The organism is Rhizobium sp. AB2/73 (assembly GCF_020871915.1).
Taxonomy (GTDB): Bacteria; Pseudomonadota; Alphaproteobacteria; order Rhizobiales; family Rhizobiaceae; genus Rhizobium; species Rhizobium dioscoreae.
This window is the reverse complement of record NZ_CP067073.1, coordinates 309,254-334,265: the sequence shown is the minus strand read 5'-3', so window position 1 is coordinate 334,265 and position 25,012 is coordinate 309,254. Positions and strand designations below refer to the sequence as shown.

28 protein-coding genes and 2 pseudogenes are annotated in these 25,012 nt (G+C 57.2%); 20 read left to right on the top strand and 10 right to left on the bottom strand.

What is annotated here, in order from left to right:
• Positions 1-21: 21 nt before the first annotated feature.
• The 3 genes from I8E17_RS27510 to I8E17_RS27500 all read left to right on the top strand — a co-directional run bounded on the left by I8E17_RS27510 (position 22) and on the right by I8E17_RS27500 (position 3,773).
• Entirely contained in the window at positions 22-2,421 is a 2,400-nt protein-coding gene (locus I8E17_RS27510; RefSeq protein ID WP_113366125.1) for a membrane-bound PQQ-dependent dehydrogenase, glucose/quinate/shikimate family, read from the top strand.
• Between the two features lie 209 nt (positions 2,422-2,630).
• Positions 2,631-3,131, top strand: coding sequence for a ferritin-like domain-containing protein (locus tag I8E17_RS27505; RefSeq protein WP_113366126.1), 501 nt, complete (start codon positions 2,631-2,633; stop codon positions 3,129-3,131).
• Positions 3,132-3,341: 210 nt separating this feature from the next.
• The gene (locus I8E17_RS27500; protein WP_229002251.1) at positions 3,342-3,773 is read left to right on the top strand and encodes an NUDIX hydrolase; all 432 of its coding nucleotides are present in this window, start codon (positions 3,342-3,344) and stop codon (positions 3,771-3,773) included.
• Between the two features lie 164 nt (positions 3,774-3,937).
• Here the strand turns inward: I8E17_RS27500 and I8E17_RS27495 are convergent, their stop codons facing one another.
• The 3 genes and pseudogenes from I8E17_RS27495 to istA all read right to left on the bottom strand — a co-directional run bounded on the left by I8E17_RS27495 (position 3,938) and on the right by istA (position 6,834).
• Positions 3,938-4,141: a hypothetical protein gene (locus I8E17_RS27495; protein ID WP_069614275.1), complete on the bottom strand. Its 204-nt coding sequence runs from the start codon at positions 4,139-4,141 to the stop codon at positions 3,938-3,940.
• A gap of 457 nt (positions 4,142-4,598) precedes the next feature.
• Positions 4,599-5,333 carry an IS21-like element helper ATPase IstB gene (gene istB / locus I8E17_RS27490; RefSeq protein WP_003501246.1) on the bottom strand — a complete coding sequence of 245 codons (735 nt, stop codon included), beginning with the start codon at positions 5,331-5,333 and terminating at the stop codon, positions 4,599-4,601.
• A pseudogene (gene istA, locus I8E17_RS27485) lies at positions 5,311-6,834 on the bottom strand (IS21 family transposase). Before istA ends, istB begins: the two are co-directional and overlap by 23 nt.
• A 129-nt stretch (positions 6,835-6,963) precedes the next feature.
• On the opposite strand from istA, the pseudogene I8E17_RS27480 reads away from it, so the two are divergent.
• The 4 genes and pseudogenes from I8E17_RS27480 to I8E17_RS27465 form a co-directional block, all read left to right on the top strand.
• A pseudogene (locus I8E17_RS27480) lies at positions 6,964-7,401 on the top strand (molybdopterin cofactor-binding domain-containing protein); the annotation flags it as partial.
• Positions 7,402-8,109: 708 nt separating this feature from the next.
• Positions 8,110-9,096, top strand: a complete 987-nt coding sequence (locus I8E17_RS27475) for a PAS domain-containing protein (RefSeq protein WP_113366139.1) — start codon at positions 8,110-8,112, stop codon at positions 9,094-9,096.
• A complete protein-coding gene (locus I8E17_RS27470) occupies positions 9,093-9,476 on the top strand; it encodes a response regulator (protein ID WP_113366140.1) in 384 nt (127 codons plus the stop codon). The genes I8E17_RS27475 and I8E17_RS27470 overlap by 4 nt, the downstream gene beginning before the upstream one ends.
• 261 nt (positions 9,477-9,737) lie before the next feature.
• Positions 9,738-10,025 (top strand): hypothetical protein, encoded by a 288-nt coding sequence (locus I8E17_RS27465; RefSeq protein ID WP_113366141.1) that lies wholly within the window; start codon positions 9,738-9,740, stop codon positions 10,023-10,025.
• Positions 10,026-10,054: 29 nt separating this feature from the next.
• Here the strand turns inward: I8E17_RS27465 and I8E17_RS27460 are convergent, their stop codons facing one another.
• The gene (locus I8E17_RS27460) at positions 10,055-10,420 is read right to left on the bottom strand and encodes a hypothetical protein (RefSeq protein WP_113366142.1); all 366 of its coding nucleotides are present in this window, start codon (positions 10,418-10,420) and stop codon (positions 10,055-10,057) included.
• 304 nt (positions 10,421-10,724) lie between these two features.
• On the opposite strand from I8E17_RS27460, the gene I8E17_RS27455 reads away from it, so the two are divergent.
• Positions 10,725-10,901 carry a hypothetical protein gene (locus I8E17_RS27455; RefSeq protein WP_162750872.1) on the top strand — a complete coding sequence of 59 codons (177 nt, stop codon included), beginning with the start codon at positions 10,725-10,727 and terminating at the stop codon, positions 10,899-10,901.
• A gap of 314 nt (positions 10,902-11,215) precedes the next feature.
• Here the strand turns inward: I8E17_RS27455 and I8E17_RS27450 are convergent, their stop codons facing one another.
• On the bottom strand, positions 11,216-12,124 hold the full coding sequence (locus I8E17_RS27450; protein ID WP_113366143.1) for a hypothetical protein: 909 nt from the start codon (positions 12,122-12,124) through the stop codon (positions 11,216-11,218).
• Positions 12,125-12,381: 257 nt separating this feature from the next.
• Here I8E17_RS27450 and I8E17_RS27445 point away from each other — a divergent pair, with 257 nt between their 5' ends.
• On the top strand, positions 12,382-13,464 hold the full coding sequence (locus I8E17_RS27445; protein WP_113366144.1) for a DNA topoisomerase IB: 1,083 nt from the start codon (positions 12,382-12,384) through the stop codon (positions 13,462-13,464).
• 59 nt (positions 13,465-13,523) lie between these two features.
• Positions 13,524-14,387 (top strand): alpha/beta hydrolase, encoded by an 864-nt coding sequence (locus I8E17_RS27440; protein WP_113366145.1) that lies wholly within the window; start codon positions 13,524-13,526, stop codon positions 14,385-14,387.
• Positions 14,388-14,414: 27 nt separating this feature from the next.
• Here I8E17_RS27440 and I8E17_RS27435 read toward each other — a convergent pair whose 3' ends face one another.
• A complete protein-coding gene (locus tag I8E17_RS27435) occupies positions 14,415-14,630 on the bottom strand; it encodes a hypothetical protein (protein WP_069614249.1) in 216 nt (71 codons plus the stop codon).
• 233 nt (positions 14,631-14,863) lie between these two features.
• Here I8E17_RS27435 and I8E17_RS27430 point away from each other — a divergent pair, with 233 nt between their 5' ends.
• From I8E17_RS27430 to I8E17_RS27415, 4 genes are all read left to right on the top strand, one after another.
• Entirely contained in the window at positions 14,864-16,162 is a 1,299-nt protein-coding gene (locus I8E17_RS27430) for a divalent metal cation transporter (RefSeq protein ID WP_229002250.1), read from the top strand.
• Positions 16,163-16,246: 84 nt separating this feature from the next.
• Complete coding sequence (locus tag I8E17_RS27425; protein ID WP_113366146.1) at positions 16,247-16,429, top strand: hypothetical protein; 183 nt, start codon at positions 16,247-16,249, stop codon at positions 16,427-16,429.
• Between the two features lie 65 nt (positions 16,430-16,494).
• The gene (locus I8E17_RS27420) at positions 16,495-16,995 is read left to right on the top strand and encodes a ferritin-like domain-containing protein (protein ID WP_069614247.1); all 501 of its coding nucleotides are present in this window, start codon (positions 16,495-16,497) and stop codon (positions 16,993-16,995) included.
• A 102-nt stretch (positions 16,996-17,097) separates the two neighbouring features.
• Entirely contained in the window at positions 17,098-17,313 is a 216-nt protein-coding gene (locus tag I8E17_RS27415) for a hypothetical protein (RefSeq protein WP_162750873.1), read from the top strand.
• Here I8E17_RS27415 and I8E17_RS27410 read toward each other — a convergent pair.
• Complete coding sequence (locus I8E17_RS27410) at positions 17,294-17,704, bottom strand: PAS domain S-box protein (protein ID WP_113366148.1); 411 nt, start codon at positions 17,702-17,704, stop codon at positions 17,294-17,296. The two genes, I8E17_RS27415 and I8E17_RS27410, sit on opposite strands and share 20 nt — an antisense overlap.
• A gap of 169 nt (positions 17,705-17,873) precedes the next feature.
• Between I8E17_RS27410 and I8E17_RS27405 the strand changes: the two genes are divergently transcribed.
• The 3 genes from I8E17_RS27405 to I8E17_RS27395 all read left to right on the top strand — a co-directional run bounded on the left by I8E17_RS27405 (position 17,874) and on the right by I8E17_RS27395 (position 19,641).
• A complete protein-coding gene (locus I8E17_RS27405; protein ID WP_069614245.1) occupies positions 17,874-18,272 on the top strand; it encodes a DUF1236 domain-containing protein in 399 nt (132 codons plus the stop codon).
• Between the two features lie 607 nt (positions 18,273-18,879).
• Entirely contained in the window at positions 18,880-19,296 is a 417-nt protein-coding gene (locus tag I8E17_RS27400) for a DUF305 domain-containing protein (protein ID WP_069614244.1), read from the top strand.
• A gap of 12 nt (positions 19,297-19,308) precedes the next feature.
• Positions 19,309-19,641, top strand: coding sequence for a four-helix bundle copper-binding protein (locus tag I8E17_RS27395; protein WP_113366149.1), 333 nt, complete (start codon positions 19,309-19,311; stop codon positions 19,639-19,641).
• 245 nt (positions 19,642-19,886) lie between these two features.
• On the opposite strand, the gene I8E17_RS27390 is transcribed toward I8E17_RS27395, so the two are convergent.
• The 3 genes from I8E17_RS27390 to I8E17_RS27380 form a co-directional block, all read right to left on the bottom strand.
• Positions 19,887-20,663 (bottom strand): molybdopterin-dependent oxidoreductase, encoded by a 777-nt coding sequence (locus tag I8E17_RS27390; protein ID WP_113366150.1) that lies wholly within the window; start codon positions 20,661-20,663, stop codon positions 19,887-19,889.
• Complete coding sequence (locus I8E17_RS27385) at positions 20,660-21,520, bottom strand: cytochrome b/b6 domain-containing protein (protein ID WP_113366151.1); 861 nt, start codon at positions 21,518-21,520, stop codon at positions 20,660-20,662. Before I8E17_RS27385 ends, I8E17_RS27390 begins: the two co-directional genes overlap by 4 nt.
• A gap of 128 nt (positions 21,521-21,648) precedes the next feature.
• A complete protein-coding gene (locus tag I8E17_RS27380; protein ID WP_229002275.1) occupies positions 21,649-22,236 on the bottom strand; it encodes a hypothetical protein in 588 nt (195 codons plus the stop codon).
• A 284-nt stretch (positions 22,237-22,520) separates the two neighbouring features.
• On the opposite strand from I8E17_RS27380, the gene I8E17_RS27375 reads away from it, so the two are divergent.
• The 3 genes from I8E17_RS27375 to I8E17_RS27365 all read left to right on the top strand — a co-directional run bounded on the left by I8E17_RS27375 (position 22,521) and on the right by I8E17_RS27365 (position 24,856).
• A complete protein-coding gene (locus I8E17_RS27375) occupies positions 22,521-23,078 on the top strand; it encodes a sigma-70 family RNA polymerase sigma factor (protein WP_069614239.1) in 558 nt (185 codons plus the stop codon).
• Positions 23,041-23,706 (top strand): DUF1109 domain-containing protein, encoded by a 666-nt coding sequence (locus tag I8E17_RS27370; RefSeq protein ID WP_229002249.1) that lies wholly within the window; start codon positions 23,041-23,043, stop codon positions 23,704-23,706. The genes I8E17_RS27375 and I8E17_RS27370 overlap by 38 nt, the downstream gene beginning before the upstream one ends.
• Before the next feature lie 169 nt (positions 23,707-23,875).
• Positions 23,876-24,856: an SDR family oxidoreductase gene (locus I8E17_RS27365; RefSeq protein ID WP_113366152.1), complete on the top strand. Its 981-nt coding sequence runs from the start codon at positions 23,876-23,878 to the stop codon at positions 24,854-24,856.
• Positions 24,857-25,012 lie beyond the last annotated feature (156 nt).

Here is a 25,012-nt window from a genome sequence, read left to right as displayed (position 1 = left end):
TGCGCCAACGGGAGGAGCTTGATGCGCGTTCTTTTCATGTTTACGGCCTGTCTCGTCGGGCTAATCGGCATCACCATTGCGTGCCTTGGCGCATGGCTGCTCGTACTCGGCGGCACTTCCTATTATCTGATAGCTGGTATCATCCTTTTATGTGTTGCAGTGCTGTTGTCCAGGGGAAGCGTCTTCGGTCCATGGCTTTACACGGTATTGCTGATAGGGACGCTGGCATGGGCTCTGACCGAATCCGCTTTTGATGGCTGGGCGCTTATCCCGAGACTGGTCGCTCCGGCGGTTCTTGGCTTATGGATCTGGTCCCCTTGGATTGCCGGTCGCATCGAGCGCTTGGCAAGGGCAAGAATAATCCTTGTCACCAATCTCGTTTTTTCATTGGCGATCCTGATCTTCGTCTTTGGCTCGGGTTATCGGATCAGCGAAGCCAGAACCATCAATTTCGGCGATCCCGCCCACTGGCAGCTCATGGATGGAGATCAGAGCGATGCTGGTTCAGCAGGCGATTGGGCCTACTACGGAGGCACGCCGGCGGGAGACCGGTATTCGTCTCTCGACAAAATCACGCCTGACAATGTCAATCTCTTGGAACAGGCTTGGTCGTTTTCGACAGGCGACAAGCCGAGGCCGGGTGAGAATTCCAAAGGCAGGGAGTTCAGCTTTGAGGCGACCCCGATAAAGGTCGGAAATAGCCTTTATTTCTGCACGCCGCATCGCGAGGTTATCGCGCTCGATGCAACGACGGGACAGCTGAAATGGCGTTATGATCCGGGCGGCGACATGTCGCACAATGTCTATCAAGCTTGCCGCGGGGTTTCATATTACGACGCCTCGTCCATGGCATCCTCGGGACCATGCGCGCACCGCATAATCTCGACGGCATCGGATCTTCCAAGGCTATTCGAACTCGATGCCGATACGGGCAAGCCCTGCGCGCGGTTCGGTGAGCGGGGAATGGTCGATTTGCGCGATCACATGGGGCCGGTTCCGCCAGGGTTTCATTTCATTTCCTCGCCGCCGCTTGTCCTGAACGGGCGTATAGTTCTGGGAGGATGGGTCTACGACAATCAGACCGTCGGCGAGCCTTCAGGCGTGATACGTGCCTTTGACGCAAACACCGGGCGACTTGCATGGTCTTGGGACATGGGAAAGAATCCCGCTAATAAGCCGTTGGGCGCAGATGAAACCTATACACGTGGAACGCCGAACGGCTGGGGCGTCTATACGGCCGATCCAAAGCTCAACCTCGTCTTCGTGCCCCTGGGCAACGCAACTCCGGACTATTTCGGAGGGCAGCGCAGATCTTTCGACGACCGCTACTCAAGCTCGCTGGTGGCGCTGGACCTTACTACCGGGCAGGAGAGGTGGCATTTTCAGACCGTGCATCATGATCTCTGGGACTTCGATCTTCCCGTGGGGCCATCGCTTGTCGATCTCCCCGACGATAGGGGCGGTAGTATCCCAGCGCTTGTTCAAACCAGCAAACAGGGCCAGCTTTTTCTCCTTGACCGCCGCGATGGCCATCCTTTGGCCGAGGTCGACGAGCGGCCGGTACCGCCGGGCGATATACCGGGCGAACGCTATTCGCCCACACAACCCTTCTCGACCGGCATGCCGCAATTGCTCGCGCCCAAGCTTCGAGAAGCGGATATGTGGGGTGCAACTCCCATCGATCAGCTTCTCTGCCGGATCTCCTTTCGGCGGATGCGGGACGACGGTTTGTTTACGCCGCCAGGATTGAAACCGACCATCGGCTGGCCGGCCTTCGACGGGACCTCCGATTGGTATGGCGCGACGGTCGATCCGGAACGCAAACTCTTGTTTATCAATGCGACATTCATGCCGTTTCAACTGCAGATGCTGCCCTATGCGTCTGCTCTCGCCAAAGGGCTCTTCGCGCCATGGGGCGGATGGAAGCAGCCATATCCGCAGCCTGACTTCCAAAATAATCCCGAGCATGGCACGCCTTTTTCCATTGTCGTCAAAGCTTGGCTCGGTGTGCTTGACATTCCTTGTACCCGCCCCCCTTGGGGTCAGATGCAGGCGATCGATTTGTTGACGAGAAAGGTCGCATGGCAGCGTCCCCTTGGAACGACGGAGGATATGGGGCCATTTGGACTGCGTCGGCCCTTTGGTCTGCCCACGGGAATATTCAGCATGGGCGGGAGTGTTGCGACACGTAGCGGCTTGATCTTCATCGCCGCGACGACGGATCAATATATCCGCGCGCTCGATGGCAAGACGGGAAAGGTCGTCTGGCAGTTTCACCTGCCGGCAGGTGGAAACGCCACCCCCTTGACCTATCTTGGCTCAGACGGAAGGCAATATGTCGTCGTTGCAGCTGGTGGGCACGGCGGCTTGCAGTCGCGCAACGGTGACGACATCGTGGCGTTTGCGTTGGCGCATCGCTAGGTCAGAAAGCAATTTTCCATTCAGGGCGGTGCTGACAACATTTTTCCAGGAATGAGACGGGAACCAATCTTCTGGCCGTCTGTTCGGGGGGTGAGACCAATGAAGATCTCAAAAAGAACCCAAAGGAGAAGACATCGCGCGCAAAAGACCGGCCCATCGGCGCGCTGCTTCAAAATGATCTTTTCTCAAAAAATGTTGGAGGACTCCAGATGGCATCCGAGAAGACTTTGAATGATCTCTTTCTGGAAACATTGAAAGACATCTACTATGCCGAGAAGCAGATTCTAAAGGCATTGCCAAAGATGGCACGCGCGGCACAGGCGGAGGAGGGCAAACAAGGTTTCCTTCATCACCGCGACGAAACCCAGGGCCACGTGGAACGCTTGGAGCAGGTATTCGAGCTGCTTGGGAAGCCAGCGCGCGGAAAGACCTGCGAAGCAATCCAGGGCATTATCGCCGAGGCCGACGAGATCATCGAGGAGTTCAAAGGCACGCCCGCGCTCGATGCCGGTCTTATCTCTTCGGCGCAGGCCGTCGAGCACTACGAAATTGCCCGCTACGGCACGCTGATTGAATGGGCCACGCAACTCGATCTGAAGGATGCCGTCACTCTCCTGCAGCAGACGCTGGAGGAAGAAAAAGCGACGGATCAGAAGCTGACGAAACTCGCCGAAACGGCGGCCAATGCGAAGGCCAGAAAGGCCGCATGAAACATGGTTACATTCGGTGCGTTGCGGAAGCAGCGCACCGTCCGGGGACTCCCCGGTCACGAATACGCTTCGTGCGAGAGCATTGAGGGGAGCTTATCGGTTTCGATGTCATGCCGGCCCCTAGGCCAGTAAGTTAGAGGTGTCATGTCAAACCGCCGACCCCATCTTGCGCGACTTGCTCCGCATATAGAGACCATCGCCGCCGGAGAGATGGCCGAGCAATATGGTGCGTTATGCTTTCGGCATCGCGACGATAATTCGCGTGAAGTGCTGCTTATCACCACACGAGAGACCAAACGATGGATGATCCCGAAGGGATGGCCGATTAAAGGGCTTGATGGCGGTCAGGTGGCGCAACGAGAAGCCTGGGAAGAGGCAGGCGTCAAGGGCAAGGTCAAAAAGGGGATATTCGGATATTTCACATATTTGAAGATGCTGGCTGACAGGCAGACGATACCGTCAGTGGTCGAAGTTCACCTGCTTGAAGTCCGAAAACAATGTGGAAAGTTTCCTGAAAGCGGGCAGCGCACAATTGAATGGATGGTGCCGGAAGAGGCAGCCCGCCGTGTGCGCGAGCCTGAACTGAAGGGACTATTGATGCGCTTTGTGCTGGAGGAAACGAGGCCTACGGAGACTGATTAAGCAATAGCCGTGAGCATCGTCTCAAACGGCCATGCAATTTCACTGTGGCCCGTCTAATACGCCTTGATTCAGGCCGAGGTCAAAATCCTTCTCATCGCGACCAATCGGAAGCTTGCGCCACTTCTTGGCAGTTTTCGTGGCGGCGCCATGGCCTGGCGGCATCGTCAATCGTCGCCCTTTTGTTTCAGTGCGTCGGATACGCGGCGCTTGCGTGGATGATCGATATTTTCGCCGTGGGCATCGCGCGCTTTTTCACCGCCATCCTTGGCCGGTAGATATCCAGCCGGCTTTGATCCAGCCGGTCCTTCCCATCGCGGCGATTGATCCGTCGTTCCCGGCGCGCCTTCACGAGGTTGCTGATGTTTCATAGCGGGGCCTCCTTCTGGGATGTATTTTACGGCGATAGCGCCAAAGACGATCCGCCTTGGTCTTAAAAACTGCCGGTGGTCCGCATTGTTCCAGGCAAACGGGATGGAATGCGCCATCTGCGGCCGACACTACAGATGGTGGAACTTTCAACCCCGGTTTTCGTTTGACCTCATTGCGAGGGCGAATTCAGGGGAATTCCGTGGCGCAGATCTTTACGGCATCGGCTGATACGAGGCTGCGCGCATCTCTGCTCGTTGCCGCCATCATGATATTCCTGATAGTCCTGTTTGTCGGCGGATACGCCAGCTCCAGCTGTCAATCGGCATCGTAACGGGACCCCTTATCGGCTCCCAAAAGGGACCCCTGCCTCTGGTTGCATCGGGTCAGCGCGCGTAGGCCCGGAGCTCTCCATTTAGCGCAGGGGCCTGCGGGCGCGGGTTGTTTGTCTTTTCGGCTTTAGCTTTGAGAGCGGTTTTTGAAGCGCCAGGATTCATTCCCGGTCTCAACGATTTCGCAATGGTGGGTTAGCCTGTCGAGGAGGGCGGCGGTCATCTTGGCGTCGCCGAAGACGGCCGGCCACTCGCCGAACGCCAGGTTCGTCGTGACGATGATCGAGGTCCGCTCGTAGAGCCTGCTGATCAGATGGAAGAGGAGCTGGCCGCCGGCCTGAGCGAATGGGAGGTAGCCGAGTTCGTCCATGATGACGAAGTCGAGCCTGGTGATGAAGTCGGCCAGCCGCCCCTGCTTTCCGCTACGTGCCTCCGTCTCGAGCCGATTGACGAGGTCGACGACGTTGAAGAAGCGGCCGCGTGCGCCGTTGCGGATTAGGGCGCGTGCGAGCGCGATGGACAAATGGGACTTCCCCGTGCCGGTTCCGCCGACCAGAACGATATTGTGCTGCTCGGCGAGGAAGGCTCCTGTCGCAAGCTGGCGCACGAGCCCTTCGTTGACCGGCGTGTCGGTGAAGTCGAAGTCGTCGATGTCCTTGGCCAGCGGCAGCTTGGCGACGGTGATCTGGTATTTGATGGAGCGCGCCTGCTTCTCGGCGATCTCCGACTGAAGTAGGTCGCCGACGATGCGTGGCGGTTCGTGCTGCCGCTTGATGCCGGAGGCCATGATCTCGTCATAGGCGCTGCGCATGCCGAACAGCTTCAGCGTGCCCATCATGTCAAGGATTTGGGATCGTTCCATATCAGCTTGCCCTCCTAAGGCTGTCGTAACGGGCGCAATCGGCCAGAGGCTCGTGGGTCAGGCGAAGCACGTCGGGAATGGAAAGGATGGCGGCCGGCTGCGGATCACGCTTGCGGGCCAGGATGTTGATGATGACGGCAGCCGAGAATACGCCCTGATCGAGCGCCTCCTGGCAGGCCGCTTCGACGGCGGGGAGTCCGTCCAGGCCCACACATTCGAGGATCGACACCATCTGCCGGTCGCCGTCATGCATGGCCTTCAGCCGGCGGCGCACCTTCTCCATGGCGGCGGGCAAAACCCAGTCGTGGAATGGCGCACCGTTGCGCAGCGCTCCCGGTTTGCGGGTCAGGACCGGCACGTAATGCCACGGATTATAGATCGTCTCGCCACGGCCGAAGCAGCGATCGTGTTGGCCGATCTCCACGCCATCCTGCCGGATGACGATGCGATCGGCATAGGCATGTATCTCGGCCGGGCGGCCGACTGCCGTGGACAGCACCGAGTATTTGTTGTTGTCGAAACGCACGAGGCAGGTCTTGCCGATCGAGGCCTGCACTGCGTGGAAGCCGTCGAACTTGCCGGGATAGCCGACCAGGTGCGGCCGTTCCCCATCGAACACCTCCCAGATCGTGCGCTCCGTTTGATCGACATGCTTGTGGGCGCGGGCATAGCTGATGCACTTGTCCAGTAACCAGCCATTCAGCTCATCGTAGGATTTGAAGCGTAGCCGCGGCGTGAAGAAGCGTTCCCGCACCAGATTGACCTGGTTCTCGACCTGGCCCTTCTCCCACCCCGACGCAGGCGTGCAGGCCACCGGCTCGATCAGGTAATGGCTGCACATCTGCAGGAAGCGGCGATTGTACTGCCGTTCCTTGCCGACGAAGACCGTCTCCACCGCGGTCTTCATGTTATCGTAGATGCCGCGCGTGCAGGCCCCGCCGAAGAACGCGAACGCCCGGTCATGGGCATCGAAGACCATCTCCTGCGTCTCGCGCGGATAGGCTCTCACATACATCATCCGGCTGTGGCAGAGCCGGACATGCGCCACCTTCACCGTCGTCGTCACGCCGTTCAGCACGACGATCTCGTGGCTCCAGTCAAACTGGTAAGCCTCGCCCGGCGCATAATAGAGCGGCACGTAGGCTTCCGCCGTTACGGAGCCGCGTTCCTTCGCCCAGGTTCGGGCGTAGCGCCGGACTGTGTCGTAACCGCCCTCGTAGCCGAGGTCGCGCAAGTCCTCGAATATCCGGATCAGTGTCAGCCGTTCGCGAGAGGATTTGGCCTCATTGGCGAGCAGCATTCCATCGAGCTGATCGCGCCAGGGCCCGAGCTTCGGCTGAGGTTGACGGGTCCGCTCATATTTGAACTCCGTCTCATCGCTGCGCAGAACCTTCCGCACCACTTTCCGCGATATGCCAAGCTCCCGGCAGATCGCCTTGATCGACTTGCCCTGCACACGGGAAAGTCGACGTATCTTTAGAATTGTCTCCACAACAAGCATCCAAATAAAAAGCCTCCGATGAAACCGGAGGCTGTTGTAACCCCATCGCAGATGGGGGTCCCGTTTGGACGCCGATCACCCCAAATGCGGGGTCCTTATTCCATGCCTAATCACAATCAGGGCAAGAAGGTAAAATATGCCTTCGGTGCTGAATTCGTCGAGGTCCGAGTTCATCGGAGAACCCGGGAAATCCGCGTCCCTCGGATCGTCGGCGCCTTTGGCGCTGGCCGAATCATGAATACCCGGACGGCTCGCAGCCAGCTCATGGGCGGGATGATCTGGGGAATTTCGTCGGCCCTTCACGAAGCGACCGAATTCGACCACCGCGATGCCCGCGTCATCAATCGGGATCTGCAGGACTACCTCGTGCCGGTGAATGCAGACATCCAGGACGTAAAAGTCATCCTTGTGTCGGAGACCGATCGGGACGTCAACCCGGCGGGCGTCAAGGGGCTTGGCGAACTCGGCAACGTCGGAACTGCGGCCGCGATCGCCAGCGCGGTCCACCACGCTACCGGCAAGCGTATCCGCAAACTTCCGATCCGCATTGATAACCTGATTGGCTAAATGTCAACGAAGGCGCTTTGTCGCGCCAAGGCATACTTGTTCCCGTTGGCGGGCACCCGGATCGGGCCATAGTTCCCCTATGTCGGCAAGCCGTTTTTACGGGCCCTTTTCCGCCTCGCCCACCGGCGGGAATGCCAATGCTCATGAAGGTCCGGATTACAGCGTCGCTTTTCGGTAGGTTCGTCGCGCCCCCGCCAGTGACGCCCCCCGTCGGCACGATGGTCAATACCAGCCGTACGAAGATTTAATGTTCTCCCTCCCAGCCCCCGCTCGGCGCGCCGCAGCGCTTGTCATGCTTCCATCATTCGACGCCGGCCGCTAAGTGCGGAGCGCCTACTGGTTCCCAAACCGGTAGGTGGACAAGCATCGGGGAACTGAATTGCGGGCATAGCGTTGGCAAAGAAGCAGGATCGCTAGGACACTCGAGAACCGGATGAGTATTCTTCGCAATGAACGTCGTCTGTTCGGATTTGGCATATGCTGAATAGTTTTTCGGGGCCTAGTTAGAAAGGTGTGCACCTCTTCGGCTTCACCGCATTCTAACGAAATGTCTCTCCATTGAGGATCGCGCAGCGAGGAAGGCGGGGAGGCGATCGAATTGCGTTGACGGCATCGCCTTCGTTGCCGGTCTTGCCAGTGCTCAGGCGGGCATTACTTTTAATAGGAAACCTGTGACACATGTCGGGTGCATCTGTTGGAGGAACGGGAGTGATGCTGGAAGATCTATACCGCCTTTTGCGAACCGGACATGTCCAGGCGCAAGGCGTGGTCGATACGATGACGCAGCCGATTGTCGTTCTTGATCAGAACTTGTGCATCGCGACCGCAAACAACGCATTCTTGAAAACGTTCGAGGTCGAGCGGGACGATATTCTGGGGGAGAGTTTCTTTGATCTCGGCAACGGTCAGTGGGATATTACCGAACTCCGGCAGCTGATCGCCGCGGTCATCCCGAAAGCAGCCACTGTCATCGGGTACGAAGTCGCGCATGATTTTCCAACTATCGGCAGACGCACGTTCCACGTCGATGCGCGCCGTCTTGTGCACCCGGATGACAATAGCACCAACATCCTTGTCCTCTTTGACGACGTGACGGAAATGCAGCGGCACGAGGCCGAGAAGGATTTCATCATTTCGGAAACGCGCCATCGGATGAAGAATCTTTTCGCGGTTGTGCGATCGCTAGCGATGCAGATGGATGCGGAAGATCTGACGGGCGTTGACTACCGCGCTCGTTTCCTGGGGCGCCTCGAGGTCACTCTTCATGCCCAGGAGATCGCGGCCATCAATGAAACGACCGATTTTGAAACCCTGCTGAGGCAATCGGTCAGCGAACCTGGAACGGATCGTCTCCATTGCCGGGGGCCAATAGTGCAGGTTCAGGGCTCGGAGATCGTGCCAGTCAGCATGATGTTCCATGAGCTGGCAACGAATGCGTTAAAGTACGGCGCGCTATCCGTTCCGGAGGGTGCATTGCATGTCGAATGGTCACTGGAGGAAAGGCCGGAGAACCGCTCTTATTTCGTATGCCGGTGGCGCGAAACGGCCGGCCCAGCGATCGAGCCGCCGAAACGAAGAGGGTACGGTACCGAGCTGATCGAAGGCACTTGCCGACATCTTGGCGGAACGGTGGAACTTAACTTCGATCCAAAAGGTTTGACTGCCATCATCAAGCTCCCTTGGAAACTCTCATGAACGAACCTGAAACTGGCGAAGCTCCACCTAGGATCGTTCTTGTGGTTGAAGACGAGTTCTTTATCGCAATGGAGCTGGAAAGCGTGTTGACCAGAAGCGGATTTGAAGTTCTGGGCCCGGCGAGCTCGGTCGGGCAAGCCCTCGACCTGCTGAGGTGCCAGCGTCCGGATGCAGCTGTCCTGGATGTCACTCTCGGTCGCGAGAAGGTCACGCCTGTCGCCGTCCTTCTCAAGGCATTGAATGTCCCGTTCGTCCTCGCCAGTGCGAGCGATGCCGCGGAACTTGCCCGGCATGATATTTTGACCAAGGCACTCAATCTTGGAAAACCCACCGACATGAAACGTCTTGTCGACGTCGTTCGATCCCTTTGCAGCCTCTGACGATGGCCGTCGCGGGGATCCATCAATTGCGCCGATAACGGCGGCGGGACGCGACCGCATCGACTGGCATGCTGCTCCTTTGCAGACGGTTCAGATCTCCTTAAGCATAATTATTGGTGGGGCAGGGCAGCAATATCGTCGGGAACACGAGATTATTCGAGATCCGGATTGCCAACTCTTTCGATCATCCAAACGATGCATGGGAATCATCTCGAGCGGAAATAGTTCCGTCCGGCGGATGATCGCGTGGGAAAGGCTGTCATGACAAAGCGGAAGCATGAAGAGCCGACGGATCCCGCCTGCTGGCGACCGGGGAAATATGAGGAGACGGAGGGCGCGACCGGTTGCGATGGAAAGGCCGGTCGTTCCGCCGGCCATGAAAGAGGGAGAGAAGCCGTCTTCCAAGAAAAACAAGCAGAAGGACGATGCCGGCGGGCAAGGGAACTGTTCTCCCAAGATATATTCGACTGTGGCTTTGGTCTTGTTTCGATCGCAATGGCCGGCTTCATAATTGTCGATGCGTCGACGAATGATCCGAAAGTGAAATGAGACGATCGGTAATGCAGGCGGTAATCCGCTTAGCGGATATGCCTCGAAGCAGACCCGACGGCTGTCGCAAGGAGCGGTCTTGCCGCTATCATCATCAAGCTGAGAGGTAGCCGTCGAAGGACGCGCCCTGTGATGAAGGCCGCCAGTGATGCTGCGGATAACTTCAGCCATGGATAAGCTCCAAGTTGGTCATGCGCAGAGGCATCAACCCATCGGATTCCACTCCAGGCGACATTCCTTGCCCGATATCTAATCGTCAGCAGTCGAATTTGCACGATTGCAATTTCAGTTCGCAGCTCCAGCAATCGGAGCTGCAACTTCTCGCGAGGGCCGATCTCTGCCTGGTGATGGATTTTGAGTTCAGCTGTATCCTCGAGGCTGTCATTCTGATTCATCTGGTACTCTCCTTGTGGCAAATCAGACCCTGCTACCGCAACGTCCTTGCCCAATCTCGACGAATACCGCAGTGCCGGTGATAGGGTCGAGCAGATCCCTAATCAGCCTGGCGACATTAATGGCACTTACTTCTTCCAGCCAGACCCATTCACCTGAGGCACTTCAGTTATTGCGCCTCATCCTCAATCCACCGGAGTCTCGGTGGCGAGTTATTGATGATCGAATTGGCTAGCGTGTCATGCCACACGCAAACCCTATCACCGCGGCCGCAACTATTGTGGCGATCGGTCGCTCGCGAATCTTATGCTTGAATTCGCTCAGCAGACCGGCGCCATCTGGCAAAGGGACGGAAGCGTCATGCGCAGTTGGCGCCGGATCGGTTCGACTCGCTTGGCGCGCCGCTCGGTAAAGCGCACGAACCTCGGTTTTGGCGGCACCTTTGTCGCCGGCTCCGTCGCCTGTCGTTGCCTGCCTGTCTGAAGTGATAGGAAGTCTGTCTTCAAATGCATCAACATGATGCCGCGCCCTGCCACTTCCGGGAGCTTCTGAGGAGGCATGCTTCGGTAAGACTGCTGTATGGGTGGCAGAAACGGGATCTGACGCCGGGAATGTGTCCTCAAGGCCCCTTTCGAGTTCGTTTTCCGTTGCTTGCTTCTGCTGCTCCTCGCGTTCGTTCGAGAGGGATTGAACTGCAGGGGAATCGTTCCGTTTGGGCATCTCTGGCTCCGTTCGTGGCAATCGACTTGTCTGACCATAATGAACCTTGTTCACTAGGTACGTGTGAACTTACTGTTTTACTTCAGAGACCCGCCGCGGGTCGTAACGACCAGGTCTTCTTCTTCGTCACGCTGCCGGCCGCCGAGGGCCGAAGCTGCGGAGGCGATGAAAGCGCCGACCAGGAGCGAAAGAGAACCGACCAGCGCGGTCGTCGCGCCCGCCTTCCTGGCCTTATCAGCCGCTTCTTTCGCAGCTGACTTCGCGTCATCGATCTGTTTAAGCACGGTATCGACGCGGTTGCGCGCATCGGCCTCAGAAAGGCCGGCACGCGCGGAGATAATTGCTGCCATATAGGACTTGTCGCTATCGGGCATTTCTCCGCTGGCCGCCCCTTGCAGGAGGATGCGCGAGATTTCTGCCGCCGCTGCGCGATCATCGGATTGGGCGCGGTCTGAAACCTTTGCGGGCCGAAGCAGGGCGTCGGTAAAGTAAGCTGTCGCATCCGTCTTCGTCGCTGGTGCGGCGGAGGCACCAACATCCGCTGCGGTCTGCGCGACCTTACCCGCGGCATCGACTGACGCGCCCGCCAGCGATGTTAGCGAAGACGCTAGAAATCCAGCCACGAACACCGTTGCCAGCGCCCAACTTAGAAATCCATGCGCCGTATCACGGAAAAAGACCTCATCGGAGTGTACCTCGACCCATTTCGTACGCAGCCTACCCGTGAGGTAACCGCCGATCGCGGATGATAGCCATTGAACCACTATCAGCCAAATCGCGGCGGTTATACCGACGGTGGTCGCCGAGCTGTTTTGGCTGGACCACGGTGAAACCATCGTCAAGCCGACCCCGGATCCGAGGAGAAGAAGGATAAGAGCAATGCCGGTCGCGGCGAGCGCGCCGCCGATGATCGGGGCCCAGACTATGGCCGGCTTGGACGACTCGACCGGGACGGTTCCCGCGGACACTTTTTCGACAGAGGACATCCGCGCCTCCTATCGCGTGAAGAGAACGAGAAGAATGACGATTGGCAGCGGGATGCCGAGAAGCCAGAGCAGAATACCTCGACCCATGTTGAATATCCTCCAGACGTGAAACTCACACCTATTGCAACGGCGGTCGACATTGTTTGTTCCAGATGATCGCTCACCCGTTTGGTGGATTTTCTCCGGAATTGATGCAGTTTCCCATCACGACATAAGGCGCTCTGGGAACCGCGACGCTGGATGGGAGTTAACGGCCCATGAACCAGATAGTCGCCAAAGTCGAAGCCGCCGCCGCGGCTGCCGAAGCAAAGCTTCATTCCGGACTGATCTACATTGGCAATCTCGAAGACGGCATCACCCGGAGGCCCGGAAGGAACGGATTTGTCTATTACCTTCCAAACGGAATAAGGATTAGGGATCGGGATGAGATCGCTCGCCTGAATGCCTTGGCCATTCCGCCCGCCTATACGGATGTTGTGATCTCAACCAATCCGTTGTCTCATCTTCAGGCCGTTGGTTTCGATGCCCGGGGCCGCAAACAATATCGCTATCATCCGGAATGGCAGTCCGAGCGTGCCCGCGCGAAGTTCGATCGTCTCGCCGAATTTGCCAACACCCTTCCCGAGATTCGCCAGCGCGTCGACGTCGATCTGCGCTCGCGCGGCTTGACGATGGAAAAGGCTTTGGCCACGGTGATCTGGATACTCGATAACCTCTATATTCGCATCGGCAATACCGCCTATGCCGAAGAGAACCAGTCCTATGGAGTGACGACGTTGAAGAGCCGTCATGTCCGGGTGGAGGGCGGGACGGTCAAATTCCGCTTCAAGGGAAAATCAGGTAAAGAATGGAATCTGGCCCATAGCGACCGGCGTATAGCCAATGTCGTGCGACGTTTACAGGAACTGCCAGGTCAGCAACTTTTTCAGTATGTCTGCGATGACGGTGGTTGTCGCCAGATTTCGTCGCAAGATGTCAATACGTATATCAGGGAAACCATGGGAGGTGATTTCACCTCGCGCCAATTCAGGACGTGGGGAGCGACCTGTTTGGCAGTCTCGGCGCTGGCTCCTCTCAAGGTCGAATCGTCGGAAAGCGCGATCACGCGGCAGCTTAATCAGGTGGCCGACGCTGTCGCAGCAATGCTCGTCAACACGCGCGCGGTTTGTAAGACATCCTATATTCATCCTGCTGTCTTCGAGGATTTCAGGAGTGAGCGCCTCGGTGATGTGCTTAAGATTCAAACACGTAGCGAGCGGCTTTTAAATTGGATGGACATGGAGGAGATCCGCGTATTGCGGTGGCTTCAAAGACGCGCAGCGAGGGATGTCAGCCTTTAAAAAGGAGTCCGCACCCTCTTCGACGACGTCATTGGCGGGGTGAGCATAGGAGGCGAGAATTGTTTGACGGCATGGCAGTCGAGACCCTGAATGTCGGACCGGGCAGCTTACGGGTCCGGTATGGAGGGAATGGACCGCCCCTGCTTCTACTCCACGGGCATCCGCGAACGCACATGACCTGGGGCCAGGTGGCGGACTTGCTGTCCCCACATTTCACCATCGTCTGTCCCGATCTCCGGGGGTTCGGGAAATCCTTTCAACCACCTGACACAGACGATAGCCGGCACTCGTCAAAGCGGGCAAAGGCGCTCGATTGCGTCAGCTTGATGCAGCTATTGGGCCATCACAGCTTTGCCGTCGCGGGCCATGATCGTGGAAGCTACGTCGCTTTCAGGCTCGCCATGGATTATCCCGAGATCGTCACGAAACTCGTCGTGATCGACAGTATCCCCATTATCGAACATCTCGAACGGATGGATTGGCGTTTCGCACGCGATTGGTATCACTGGTTCTTCTTTGCCCAACCAGACAAACCGGAACAGGCGATCAATGCCGATCCAAGAGGCTGGTACAAGGCGATCACACCTGAGTTCATGGGCGAGGAAGCCTATCAGGATCTCATGGCGGCGATCCACGATCCGGCCGTCGTCCATGGAATGATCGAGGATTATAGGGCTGGTTTGACAGTCGATCGCGAGGACGAATGGCAGGATCGCAAAGCCGGGAAAAAAATTGCATGTCCGTTGCTTTGCTTATGGTCGACACGTGACGATCTCGAGTATTTCTTCGGCGATCCCAGAAAAATTTGGCGATCGTGGGCAACCAATGTCTCGGGTTATGGCATCGAGAGCGGACACCATGTAGCGGAGGAGAACCCCATGGATCTTGCACGCGCGCTGCTTCACTTCCTCAAGGCGTCCTGATGTGGGGTTTTCCGCCCGGTTCCTTATTTATTGTTGCGGCATTTCTTTCGTCAGCTCGTCAAAAGACGGCTTGCGCCCTTTGGCGGCCATCAGCAGGTCAAGCTCGATCGAGGATGGACCGAAACGAATGAAGAGGTCTTCGGCGCTACGGTCGTCGAGATCATACTTTTTCTGAAAATCGGTGAGCGTATATGCTGAGCCTCTTAACGGTCGACGTCGCTCGAAGCGCCGTTGCTTTTCCATATGCGCGGTCTCCTTAATTGCGTTGTAGATCAAATCGATCTGGATGCAGAAGGTTCCCGCGCGGACAAGATATTGCGAAGAGCAAGCAGGAATTGATCGTGCCGCCCCCTTCCAAGCTTTTGAAATGGATTGCTTTAGCACGGGCTGCGCGTCCGGGAACAAATGACCAATAAGCACGGTTTGTTCGCACCGTGACCGACAAGATACGCGGTCCGGTTCTGCAGGAGGCAGTCATGAGCGGCTATCAGATGGACGACAAAAGCTCTGTCGTCGAACCTTCAAAACCACGTCTGTTGGAAATTCTGGGACCAGGTCTGGTCACCGGCGCCTCGGACGACGACCCTAGCGGGATCGCGACTTACTCACAGGCCGGGGCGCAGTTCGGCTACCTCGCGAGTTGGACGCTGGTGTTCACCTATCCACTGATGGTGGCGGTGCAGATGATCAGTGCCCGCATTGGCCGAACGACGGGCCGAGGTTTGGCGGGCAGCATGGCGAAATGCTATCCGCGCTGGGTGAGCGTCAGTGTCACCGTTCCGCTCCTGATTGCCAATGTCATCAATCTCGGCGCCGATCTCGGCGCGATGGGGGATGCGGCACGTTTGCTGTTGAATGGCAGTTCGCTCATTTACATCGCGGCTTTCGGCGTGATCTGCATCCTTCTGCAGACCCTCCTGAAGTACAAGCGTTACGTCGCCGTCCTGAAATGGTTGAGCCTGGCGCTCTTGTCATACATTGCGACCCTCTTTGTGGTGCATGTCGACTGGTCGGCCTTTAGCCGCGGTCTCCTGCTCCCAACCATCAAGGCGGATCCGAATTACTGGTCAATGATCGTCGCGATCTTCGGAACCACCATCAGCCCCTATCTCTTCTTCTGGCAAGCATCTCAAGAAGCCGAAGACCTCAAAGAGAAGCCTCGTGAAGAACCTCTCGTCAAGCATCCGGCGGAGGCGGAGAAGGCAAATACACGGATCACTCTGGATACGCTCATTGGCATGGCCGCTTCCAATATCGTCGCACTCGCGATCATCACGACGACCGCCGCGACGCTTAACACAGCAGGCTCAACGAATATCGAAAGCTCCGTCGACGCGGCGAAAGCGATCGAACCACTGGCCGGACCGTTTGCCAAGATCATCTTTGCAGCAGGCATTATCGGAACCGGTCTTTTGGCAGTGCCCGTTCTTGCAGGTTCAGCTGCGTATGCGATTGGCGAGGCGGCTCGTTGGAAGGTCGGCCTATCTCGCGAACCCAGCGAGGCCAAGGCTTTCTATACGACCGTCGGTCTGGCGACTACCGTTGGCATGCTTTTGAACTTCACCCCCATCCCGCCGATGAAGGCCTTGTTCTGGAGTGCGGTGATCAACGGCGTGGTCGCCGTTCCCGTCATGGTGATCCTCATGCTGATCGCTTCCGATCGTGATGTGATGAAACAGTTCGTCATCGGCAGGGGCCTGCGTGCTGTCGGCTGGACCGCGTGTCTAGCGATGATCGCTGCCGTTATAGGAATGGCGGCAACCGCGTTTTTTTGATCGCTGTCGGGAACCAACATGTCCCAAGCCTGTTTGATTGCGAGACCAATGAAGGTCTCGCAATCAAACAAGAGGAGAAACATCATGGCTTCCCAAGGTGGGTCCCACGATCAGCACGTCAAAGCCGGCCAGCAGAGCCACAAGAACACCGACAATGATACCAACTCGAAGCAGGCTTCGTCTCGTAACGAGCAGTCGGGCGGCACCCGTGGCGGTAGCCACGAACAGCATGTGAAGGCCGGCCAGCAAAGCCACAAGAACTCCTGATAGAGCTCGCTAGGGAGGTCCACATGGCGGACTTCCTTTTAATCCTTATTCGATGGAGGACATCCATGGCATCCGAAAAGACACTCAACGACCTCTTTCTGGAAACGCTGAAAGACATCTATTACGCGGAAAAGCAAATCCTTAAAGCCTTGCCGAAGATGGCGCGCGCAGCGCAAGCGCAGGAAGGCAAGGACGGCTTTCTCCACCATCGCGATGAGACGCAAGGTCACGTCGAACGCCTGGAACAGGTATTCGAGCTCCTTGGAAAGCCCGCGCGCGGCAAGACCTGCGAAGCGATCCAGGGCATCATCGCAGAAGCTGACGAAATCATCGAAGAGTTCAAGGGAACCCCGGCACTCGATGCAGGTCTGATCTCCTCGGCGCAGGCCGTTGAGCATTACGAGATCGCCCGCTATGGCACTCTGATCGAGTGGGCCAAGCAGCTCGGCCTGAAGGAGGCGGTACCTCTTCTCCAGCAGACGCTCGCGGAAGAAAAGGCGACGGATCAGAAGTTGACGAAGCTGGCGGAAACAGCGGCCAATGCAAAAGCCAAAAAGGCGGCATAGGGCTACAGCCGGCACTTCTTCTTCGGTGCGTTGCCTTTGGCAGCGCACCGTCAGAGGTCGAACATGACAACCTTTTATTTCGCAACGAAAGATCGCGAGACTGTGCTTGATGACGACGAGGGCCAAGATCTCCCGGATCTCATATCAGCCGTTGATGAGGCGAAGCGAATACTGGCGGAGATGGCCTTGGACGGTATTCCGAACAAGAACGGCGAATACCTTGCTGTTGAAATCGCCAGGAGCGACAGGATTCCGGTGGTGCGTCTCACTCTGACAACGGAGATCACGTACCTGGCTCTCAAGGATGATGCAACCTGATTGTTCCTGTTGAAACATTGCCCCGCGGTATAGGCCCTCGGGGACGCCGTATCGCTTCTAACCAGCTCAGCATCATCGCCAACAAGGCTTCCGGCAGCAACAGCATCTGGCGTTGGATCGCTTGCTTGCGTTCGGAAATGTCGCGCGCGATTTTTGATGCACCAACAATGGCGCCGTTGCTGTCGCAAACGGGCGAAACCGTCAAGGAGATGTCGAGCAGACTTCCATCCTTGTGGCGACGGAAGGTATCATAGTACTCTATTCGCTTTCCCTCGCGGATGCTGACGATGATCGCGTCTTCTTCCTCCCGGCGATCTGCCGGGATGATGATGGTGATATGCTGTCCGACCGCCCTTCTGACCACGTTCGGCCCTACGGTGACAGAAGCCATCGGCAAGTATCACGGCCCGCCGGCGCATTTGCCGCAACCTTGCCGCTCACGAAGTTTGTCGCATGAGGTGAACTCGTGATGGCAGCAGATGGTAGCCAAAGAGGAACATTCTGATGGCTGTGCAATTTTCCTTTCAGTTCACAAGAACTAAAATGCAAAGGAGAATGCTATGAGAACGAGACTCATCGTTTCAGCGGTTGCCGCCTTTGGTCTTCTCGCTGGTTCAGCCTTGGCGCAGTCTTCGACGGTCACTGGAGCCGCGGGCGGCGCGGCCACCGGAGCGGTTGTAGGTGGTCCCGTCGGTGCTGCAGTTGGCGGTGTTGCCGGCGCGATTGCCGGTACTGCGATCGATCCGCCGCCACAAAAAGTAATCACCTATGTTCAGGAGCAACCAATGCCTCCATCCGAGGCTGTCGTGCAAGACCAGATTGTCGTCGGTCGAACTCTCCCAGAGACCGTTGTCATCACACCGGTTCCGGACAACCCGACATACGGCTATGCTGTCGTGAACCATGAACGGGTCATCGTCCAACCGAAGACGCGTAAGGTTGTCCGCATCGTTGAATAATGCCGAGAGGGCCTCCGAAAGAGGCCCTTTTGGCTACACCAGGCAAAGACATTGTTAAGTCTTGGCCGACACGGACTTGCATATGACATGGCGCATAGCGCCCTTCTGATAAGCGGCAAACCACATCCAAATCCGGGATTTGTGAACTCCTCCCCAGTTTGGAGATCATGGTCTCGCGCATTCCGCGACGCAGTCGGAACATTTTTGTGGCGATATCGTTCGGCGGGGAAAGGGAACACCCCCATGATGCCGTTTCGAAGAAACTTGTACTGTCTGAGAATCGTCGCCATGGCCGCCACTATCTTCTTAAATGTGGCGGCGGCGAGTCATGCATGCTCTGAAGAGACCGGTACTGGCTGCATGATCGAACGGAGCGGTGCGCGTGAGGTGCAGACAAAAGGCACACCGCAGCCGTGTTGTTGTTCCGTCGCGCATTGTTGTGCGCTAGTTCCCGATTGGTTTGCCGGCGGGCAACCCATCGGGGAAGCCGACAATCTCGTGGCCCGAACGATCCAGCCGAGTCCGCTCCTCCTTATCAGGGCGTTGGATCCGCCGCCTCGATCTTCGTTTGGTTAAGAGAATCGAACCAAATCAAAAGGAGATCGACATGAATATCACCAGGAAGATCGCATTCGCAGCGGTCCTCGCCATGCCAGCCTTCGCGCTTAAACCCGCTGGCGCAGCGGCGCAGATGGCCTATCCGGAGACGTGCAAATCCGAGGAGATGCAGATGTCGTCGGCGGGCATGCAGATGCCTGGCGACATGACCGACTACCAGAAAGCGGCCATGGACGGAATGAAGAGCATGAATTCCAACATGATGCAGGGAATGATGAAGAAGGATGCGGACGTGTCCTTCCTTTGCGGCATGATCGCTCACCACATGGGTGCGATCAGCATGTCGCAGGTCGAACTCAAGTACGGCCATAATAAACTGGCGCGGCAAAAGGCCCGCAAGATCATCAACGATCAGACGAAGGAAATTAAACAGATGACCGGCTGGCTCGACAGCGAGGTCAAATAAGGAGGATTCCCAATGCACCGCGTTTCAGCCGAAATGAAGAGCTGCATCGAAGACTGCCTCGCCTGCTACGGCGAATGTCTGTCCACGGCGATGGGACATTGTCTCGAGGCCGGAGGAGAGCACACCAGTCCGCCGCACTTCAAGCTGATGATGGCCTGCAGCGAGATATGCCGGACGGCCGCGCATTTCATGCTGATAGGCTCTGAACATCATCGCCATGTTTGTCGTGAATGCGCGGAGATCTGCGGCCAATGCGCGGATGATTGCGAACGGATCGGTGACATGCAGGGGTGTGTTAAAGCCTGTCGCCGCTGTGCGGAGAGTTGTCATCGCATGGCGTCATAGAGAAGAAGGTCGTCGTACCATCTTCGCATCTGACAAGCGGATCGGCGTTGCATCTTTGCGCCGGCCCGCCGATTGAAGCGTCGTTGTGCTAGATGTGGCAGGATACGTCATGACGGCTCGGATTATAGCGAAATGGGCAGCACAGAACGATGCCGAGGTTCTCGATCCGTGGAAGTATCGTCGGTCTATGCCATTGATATCGCCTGCGATCGCCGTGCCCGATTATTGACATCTGCTACGACATCTCAGATACCGGCATACCATTCGTAGCCACGATCTTCCCAGAACCCGCCGTTACCACCCCAGAGATCATCAAACCGATCACGGATTTCGATGCGCATGACGTATTTGGCGTGTTTGTAACCCAGATGACGCTCGACGCGCAGCCGCAAGGGGGCGCCGTGTTCGACTTCCAGATCCTTCCCGTTAAGCGAATAGGCGAGAATTGACTGCGGATGAAAGGCATCGATCAGGTCAATACTCTCGTAGTAGCGGCCGCTGCCATCGAGTGTTTGTTCCAGTTCATCTGCACAATAGAAGACGGCGTAGCGAGCGCCTGGCTTCAAACCCGCAGTCTGCAGGATCAGCCCGAGAGGAACACCCTGCCATTTACCGATAGCGCTCCAGCCTTCGACGCAGTCGTGGCGGGTGATCTGGGTGCGAGAGGGCAGTTTCTTCAGATCAGCCAAGGAAAATTCCATCGGCCTATTGACCATGCCATCGATCTTGAGCCGCCACTCGGCAAATTGAGTTTCGACCATCTGGATATATTCGGCGCTGTTTGGCTGAATTGATCCATTCGGATGAAAGCTCGGTGAAATATCTGCGTCGGTATATTCTCGGGCAAGCGTTTGCGGCGAAACTATGAGCCGCTGCGTGCCCATGGTCAACCGCTCAGCCAGAGCGAGCACCTTCTGGACGTGCTGGTTCTGAGAAATGTCATTGCATCCTGTCAGGCCCACGGCGCCCAGACTGGCGGCCGAGCCGATGAGAAAACGGCGGCGGGTGAAGATGGAGCTCATCGGTCGGTCTCCTCGTTGATGATAGCGTAGCGGCCGGTCACCATCGAACGCATATTGTTCCAAAGCCCGGAGAGAATGACCATCGCAATATGCACGACGACGAAGGCCACGAGGCTCCAGGCGGTGATGAAATGAATGGAGCGGGCCGATTGGCGACCACCGAAAATATCGAGCAGGAAGGGGTAACCGGCGTCTATCGCGGGTGACATGGTCAATCCCGAACCGATCATCAGCGGCAGCAGAATGAAGATTACGATGAGATAGGTCAGCTTCTGCAACGCATTGTAGCGCCGCGCCTTTTCGCCCTGCGGAAAGCGCAGCCGGGCGTGGTCCTTGATTTCATGCCATATATTTCCGGGCGTGATATCTTGAGCCGTCGGTGCGAGATCGCGGCGGAAATGACCGCCGATCAGGCCGTAGGCCATGTAAACGAGCCCATTGATGACAAACAGCCAGGCGAAGAAGAAATGCCAGCGTCGGCCAGCTGCAAGATCCTGGTAGCTCGGTATCGTTGCCCAGGCCGGAAATGCGCGCGGCATCATTTCGCCGTCGGCCATGGAGGCACCGAATATGCCGGTTGTGGTGATCGAGAGGCGGCCGATTCGCACTATTCCGGTGATGTTGTCGCCATCCTGATTGCTGGCGATTTCGAACCACGACGGATCTTCAACCGCTCCGTAGTTTCCCCAATGTAATTGTGGATCGGCATTGAAGATCTGCATGCCGCTCATCAGCAGCAAGGTCAAACACAGCACATTGATCCAGTGCGTTATCCGCGTAAGAGCCGAATGACGGCGAATGAAGATCTTGGCCGGGGGCGGGGGCGGCGCTGTGCCGATCTGCTCGATGCTTGTCATGAGTAATTCTCCTGACGTGCCGCCAAAAGGCGGTGTCCGAAATCATATGCTGCAACGCTATCGCCGCTCATTGAGCTGCCCGGATGCGATCGGCAACCGGGCAGCCCCGTGGTGGCGGCATCGATGCGTCACATTGGCGGGATGACGCCGTTTATGCCGACCACGACACGGTCGGATTCAACCGTATTGTCTCCATCTGTCGTGCCGTTAATGATGACTCCTGCGCCGGGCTTGATGTCGTCCTTCGTCGCCTTGCCAAAGGTGACGACCGGCGTGCCCGGCGGGATCGAGATCTTCTTCTCGCCGCCCTTATAGGTGAGCGACAGGGTGGGGCCGTTGACCGAGGTAACGGCGCTGGCAACCGTCGCATTGGTCATCGAGCTCTTCGGCTTCAGATCCCAGCCGTAATCGCCCTCGCCGGTGCCTTTCATCGCGGCCGGGAAGATCAGTACCTCGAGCGCCCCGTTGATGCCGCTGTCGGTCGGAACGGACGCGATGCCGACGAAATCCCCAGGCTTGATGTCTGTCACGGAGGCGTTGACGATGCCGTTGACGGCCCAGCCGGATTTCAGCTTGATCGTCACGTCCTTGCCTTCGCGCGATTTGACCGTCAGCGTATCGCCGCTGAGGCTTTCCACGACGCCGCGAACGCGCGCCTTATCGGCGGCCTGTGCGGATAGTGTGGTCGCGGCACCCAGCGCCAGCACCATACCCATGATCTTGAACTTCGTGAGCGACATTCTGCTCTCCATATCTCGCATCTTTTCGACATGATGCCCATCCGGCTACCTGGAGCGGGTAGGGCGATCGCTTTGGAAATGGGGCAAGGCGGCTATGGCATCCTGCCGGCGACAACCGATCATCCCTCAATTCCGCCCCCTCATTCGGCGCTTGTGCGAATGCGTTACAGCGATCACGCCGTTGTGATCGCAAGAAGGGCGACAAAAAATCCGGTTCAGGATGTAACAAATAGCGCCGATCAACGAATGACTGCACGCGAATGACGAAATCGGTATCGGAACAGGTCCTGAAAGGCTTGATGCTTCTCTCGCTTGACGGCGATGAGGCTGCGTACAGGCGCTTGCTCGTCATTTTGCGAGATCTGCTCCTGGCATTTTATCGAAGAAGGCTTGGATCGAATGCAGACCGTGATGCCGAGGATCTGGTCCAGGAGGTGCTTTTGGCGGTGCATAGCCGGCGCATTACCTATGATCGGGAACGGCCGTTCACCGCGTGGTTTTTCCAAATCGCGAAATACAAGCTGATCGATCACTTCAGGGTAAATGGCAGCAAAAGAGGCGTAGAAATTGCTTTGGGAGACGAGATCGCGGCTGAATTTCGAGAGGAGACACTGTTTGCTCACCTCGACATCGACCGTCTTTTCGACCAACTGCCTGCCAAACAGAGGGAGCTTCTGCGGCAGGTAAAGATTGCCGGAAAAACCACTGCTGAAGCCGCGAGCGAGAGCGGCCAGTCGGAAGCAATGGTTCGCGTCAGCATTCACCGAGGGATGCGCGCGATTGGACGCAAGCTGGGTTTTGCCAATGACGAAAAATGATGAATTCATCGAGGCTCTGGTAAGCGATCTCACTCCGGTTCGCCATCATGCGCTGCGAGTGAGGCTTGCGCTTACAATCATTGTCGGCGTGATCGGCGCGGCCATCGCACTGCTGATATCGCTCAGTTTTCGCCCGCATCTGCACCACGTGACGGTGGCGGCGTTTTGGGTGAAGTTTTTATATACTGCCGTATTAATGAGCGCGACGATCGTGGCCCTTGAACGGGTTGCGCGCCCGGAGGGTTCGATTGGAAGTATGCTTCGGGTTCCGGTCGTGGCATTCGGCATCGTCGCGCTTCTGGCCATCGCTCAACTCGGGCTGTCGCCGGCTTCATCCTATCCGGGTTTGATCATCGGATATTCGGCGTCCTTTTGTCCTTTCCTGATCGTGGCTTTCGGCATTCCCGCTTTCTGCGCCAACATGTGGTTTCTCAAACGTGCAGCCCCCACGCGCCCGGCACTCGCCGGTTTCGTTGCAGGCGCTTGTGCCGGGGGCGTCGGCGGCTGGGTCTACTCCTGGGCCTGCGTCGAAAACGGCATTCCATTCATCGCGATATGGTACACGCTCGGCATCTTGCTGAGCGGGCTGGCCGGAAGCCTGGTCGGCAAATTCAGTCTGCGTTGGTAGCTTCGTTTTGACGTGCCGAGGTGCTGCAGGCACGCTGCCGATCTGAAGCCTTTCCCAATTTTTTGATGGTGATGGTCATCATGAGGATAATCGGCGGGAGACGATCGGATATTTTCGCGGTATGAATGGTAGCCATTGATCCTACCAATCAGACGCTGAGGTCCTTCACATGGCTTTGAACGTGCTTTTCATTGGCGGTACCGGCCAGATCTCGTATCCCTGCGTCGAGCGTGCTGTTGGCGAGGGACATCGTGTCAGTGTCTACAACCGCGGCCTGAGAGGAGACCCGTTGCCTGCTGGCGTGACTTCGATCACTGGCGAGCTCGGATCGGCTGCCTATGCTGATCTGGCCAGAGCCAACTATGACGTCATATGCCAGTTTATCGCTTTTACGCCGGATCAGATCGCGCGAGACATCGAAGTATTTGCGGGCAATTGCGGCCAGTACATTTTCATCTCTTCGGCTTCGGTCTACGAGAAGCCGGCACGCCACTATGTCATCACCGAAAAAACGCCGGCCATCAATCCCTACTGGCCTTACAGCCAGGCCAAGATCGCCTGCGAGGAGCTGCTGATGGCGTCAAAGGGACTGACTTGGACCATCGTCCGCCCCAGTCACACAGTGCGTACGGGCCTGCCGATCATGATGGGCGACAGCGATATAATGGCGCGGCGCATGCTGGAAGGCGAGCCCACGATCGTCGCGGGTGATGGCCACACGCCGTGGACATTGACACGCTCGGTCGATTTCGCGGTGCCTTTCGTCGGGCTTTTCGGCAAGCAGGCAGCCTTAAGTGAAATCTTCCACATCACCTCCGATCGCGCCCATATATGGGATGATATTCAGAAGGCGATTGCCAGATTACTGGGTGTCGAGGCGAAAATCGTCCACGTGCCGACGGATACGCTGATCAAGTATAATCCGGATTGGGTAGGCCCCTTGATCGGCGACAAGGCCTGGACCGCGATCTTCGACAATTCGAAGGTCAAGCGCGTTGCGGGTGACTTCAGCTGCGCCGAGAACCTGGAAGAGATCCTCGCCGAGCCGATCATGCATTTGAAGCATCGCCTCTCCCAAAATCGCCCCCCAAAGGGTGAGCTTGACGCTCTGATCGACAGGATTTGCGCGGCACAAAGCGCTTTGGGATAGGACAGGCATCTCTCGAGCGGCACTTAGCGTATTGCCGGTTGATTATCAGCTGAAAATGACCCAGCTGCACCTTTTACGATCGTCTGCTGCGCTCCCAACTTGTTGAAGAGTTGGTTTTGTTTGCTTCTGTAAGATCGAAGTGAAGTGTCAGACTGG

Coding starts and splice junctions, on each gene's coding strand:
- I8E17_RS27435 (WP_069614249.1), bottom strand. CDS start 14,630: ATGGAAAAGCAACGGCGCTTCGAGCGACGTCGACCGTTAAGAGGCTCA.
- I8E17_RS27420 (WP_069614247.1), top strand. CDS start 16,495: ATGGCATCCGAAAAGACACTCAACGACCTCTTTCTGGAAACGCTGAAA.
- I8E17_RS27470 (WP_113366140.1), top strand. CDS start 9,093: ATGAACGAACCTGAAACTGGCGAAGCTCCACCTAGGATCGTTCTTGTG.
- I8E17_RS27450 (WP_113366143.1), bottom strand. CDS start 12,124: ATGTCCTCTGTCGAAAAAGTGTCCGCGGGAACCGTCCCGGTCGAGTCG.
- I8E17_RS27425 (WP_113366146.1), top strand. CDS start 16,247: ATGGCTTCCCAAGGTGGGTCCCACGATCAGCACGTCAAAGCCGGCCAG.
- I8E17_RS27400 (WP_069614244.1), top strand. CDS start 18,880: ATGAATATCACCAGGAAGATCGCATTCGCAGCGGTCCTCGCCATGCCA.
- I8E17_RS27510 (WP_113366125.1), top strand. CDS start 22: ATGCGCGTTCTTTTCATGTTTACGGCCTGTCTCGTCGGGCTAATCGGC.
- I8E17_RS27505 (WP_113366126.1), top strand. CDS start 2,631: ATGGCATCCGAGAAGACTTTGAATGATCTCTTTCTGGAAACATTGAAA.
- I8E17_RS27465 (WP_113366141.1), top strand. CDS start 9,738: ATGACAAAGCGGAAGCATGAAGAGCCGACGGATCCCGCCTGCTGGCGA.
- I8E17_RS27455 (WP_162750872.1), top strand. CDS start 10,725: ATGCTTGAATTCGCTCAGCAGACCGGCGCCATCTGGCAAAGGGACGGA.
- I8E17_RS27390 (WP_113366150.1), bottom strand. CDS start 20,663: ATGAGCTCCATCTTCACCCGCCGCCGTTTTCTCATCGGCTCGGCCGCC.
- istB (WP_003501246.1), bottom strand. CDS start 5,333: ATGGAACGATCCCAAATCCTTGACATGATGGGCACGCTGAAGCTGTTC.
- I8E17_RS27380 (WP_229002275.1), bottom strand. CDS start 22,236: ATGGGTATGGTGCTGGCGCTGGGTGCCGCGACCACACTATCCGCACAG.
- I8E17_RS27445 (WP_113366144.1), top strand. CDS start 12,382: ATGAACCAGATAGTCGCCAAAGTCGAAGCCGCCGCCGCGGCTGCCGAA.
- I8E17_RS27460 (WP_113366142.1), bottom strand. CDS start 10,420: ATGAATCAGAATGACAGCCTCGAGGATACAGCTGAACTCAAAATCCAT.
- I8E17_RS27395 (WP_113366149.1), top strand. CDS start 19,309: ATGCACCGCGTTTCAGCCGAAATGAAGAGCTGCATCGAAGACTGCCTC.
- I8E17_RS27410 (WP_113366148.1), bottom strand. CDS start 17,704: ATGGCTTCTGTCACCGTAGGGCCGAACGTGGTCAGAAGGGCGGTCGGA.
- I8E17_RS27365 (WP_113366152.1), top strand. CDS start 23,876: ATGGCTTTGAACGTGCTTTTCATTGGCGGTACCGGCCAGATCTCGTAT.
- I8E17_RS27385 (WP_113366151.1), bottom strand. CDS start 21,520: ATGACAAGCATCGAGCAGATCGGCACAGCGCCGCCCCCGCCCCCGGCC.
- I8E17_RS27430 (WP_229002250.1), top strand. CDS start 14,864: ATGAGCGGCTATCAGATGGACGACAAAAGCTCTGTCGTCGAACCTTCA.
- I8E17_RS27405 (WP_069614245.1), top strand. CDS start 17,874: ATGAGAACGAGACTCATCGTTTCAGCGGTTGCCGCCTTTGGTCTTCTC.
- I8E17_RS27375 (WP_069614239.1), top strand. CDS start 22,521: ATGACGAAATCGGTATCGGAACAGGTCCTGAAAGGCTTGATGCTTCTC.
- I8E17_RS27500 (WP_229002251.1), top strand. CDS start 3,342: ATGGCCGAGCAATATGGTGCGTTATGCTTTCGGCATCGCGACGATAAT.
- I8E17_RS27495 (WP_069614275.1), bottom strand. CDS start 4,141: ATGAAACATCAGCAACCTCGTGAAGGCGCGCCGGGAACGACGGATCAA.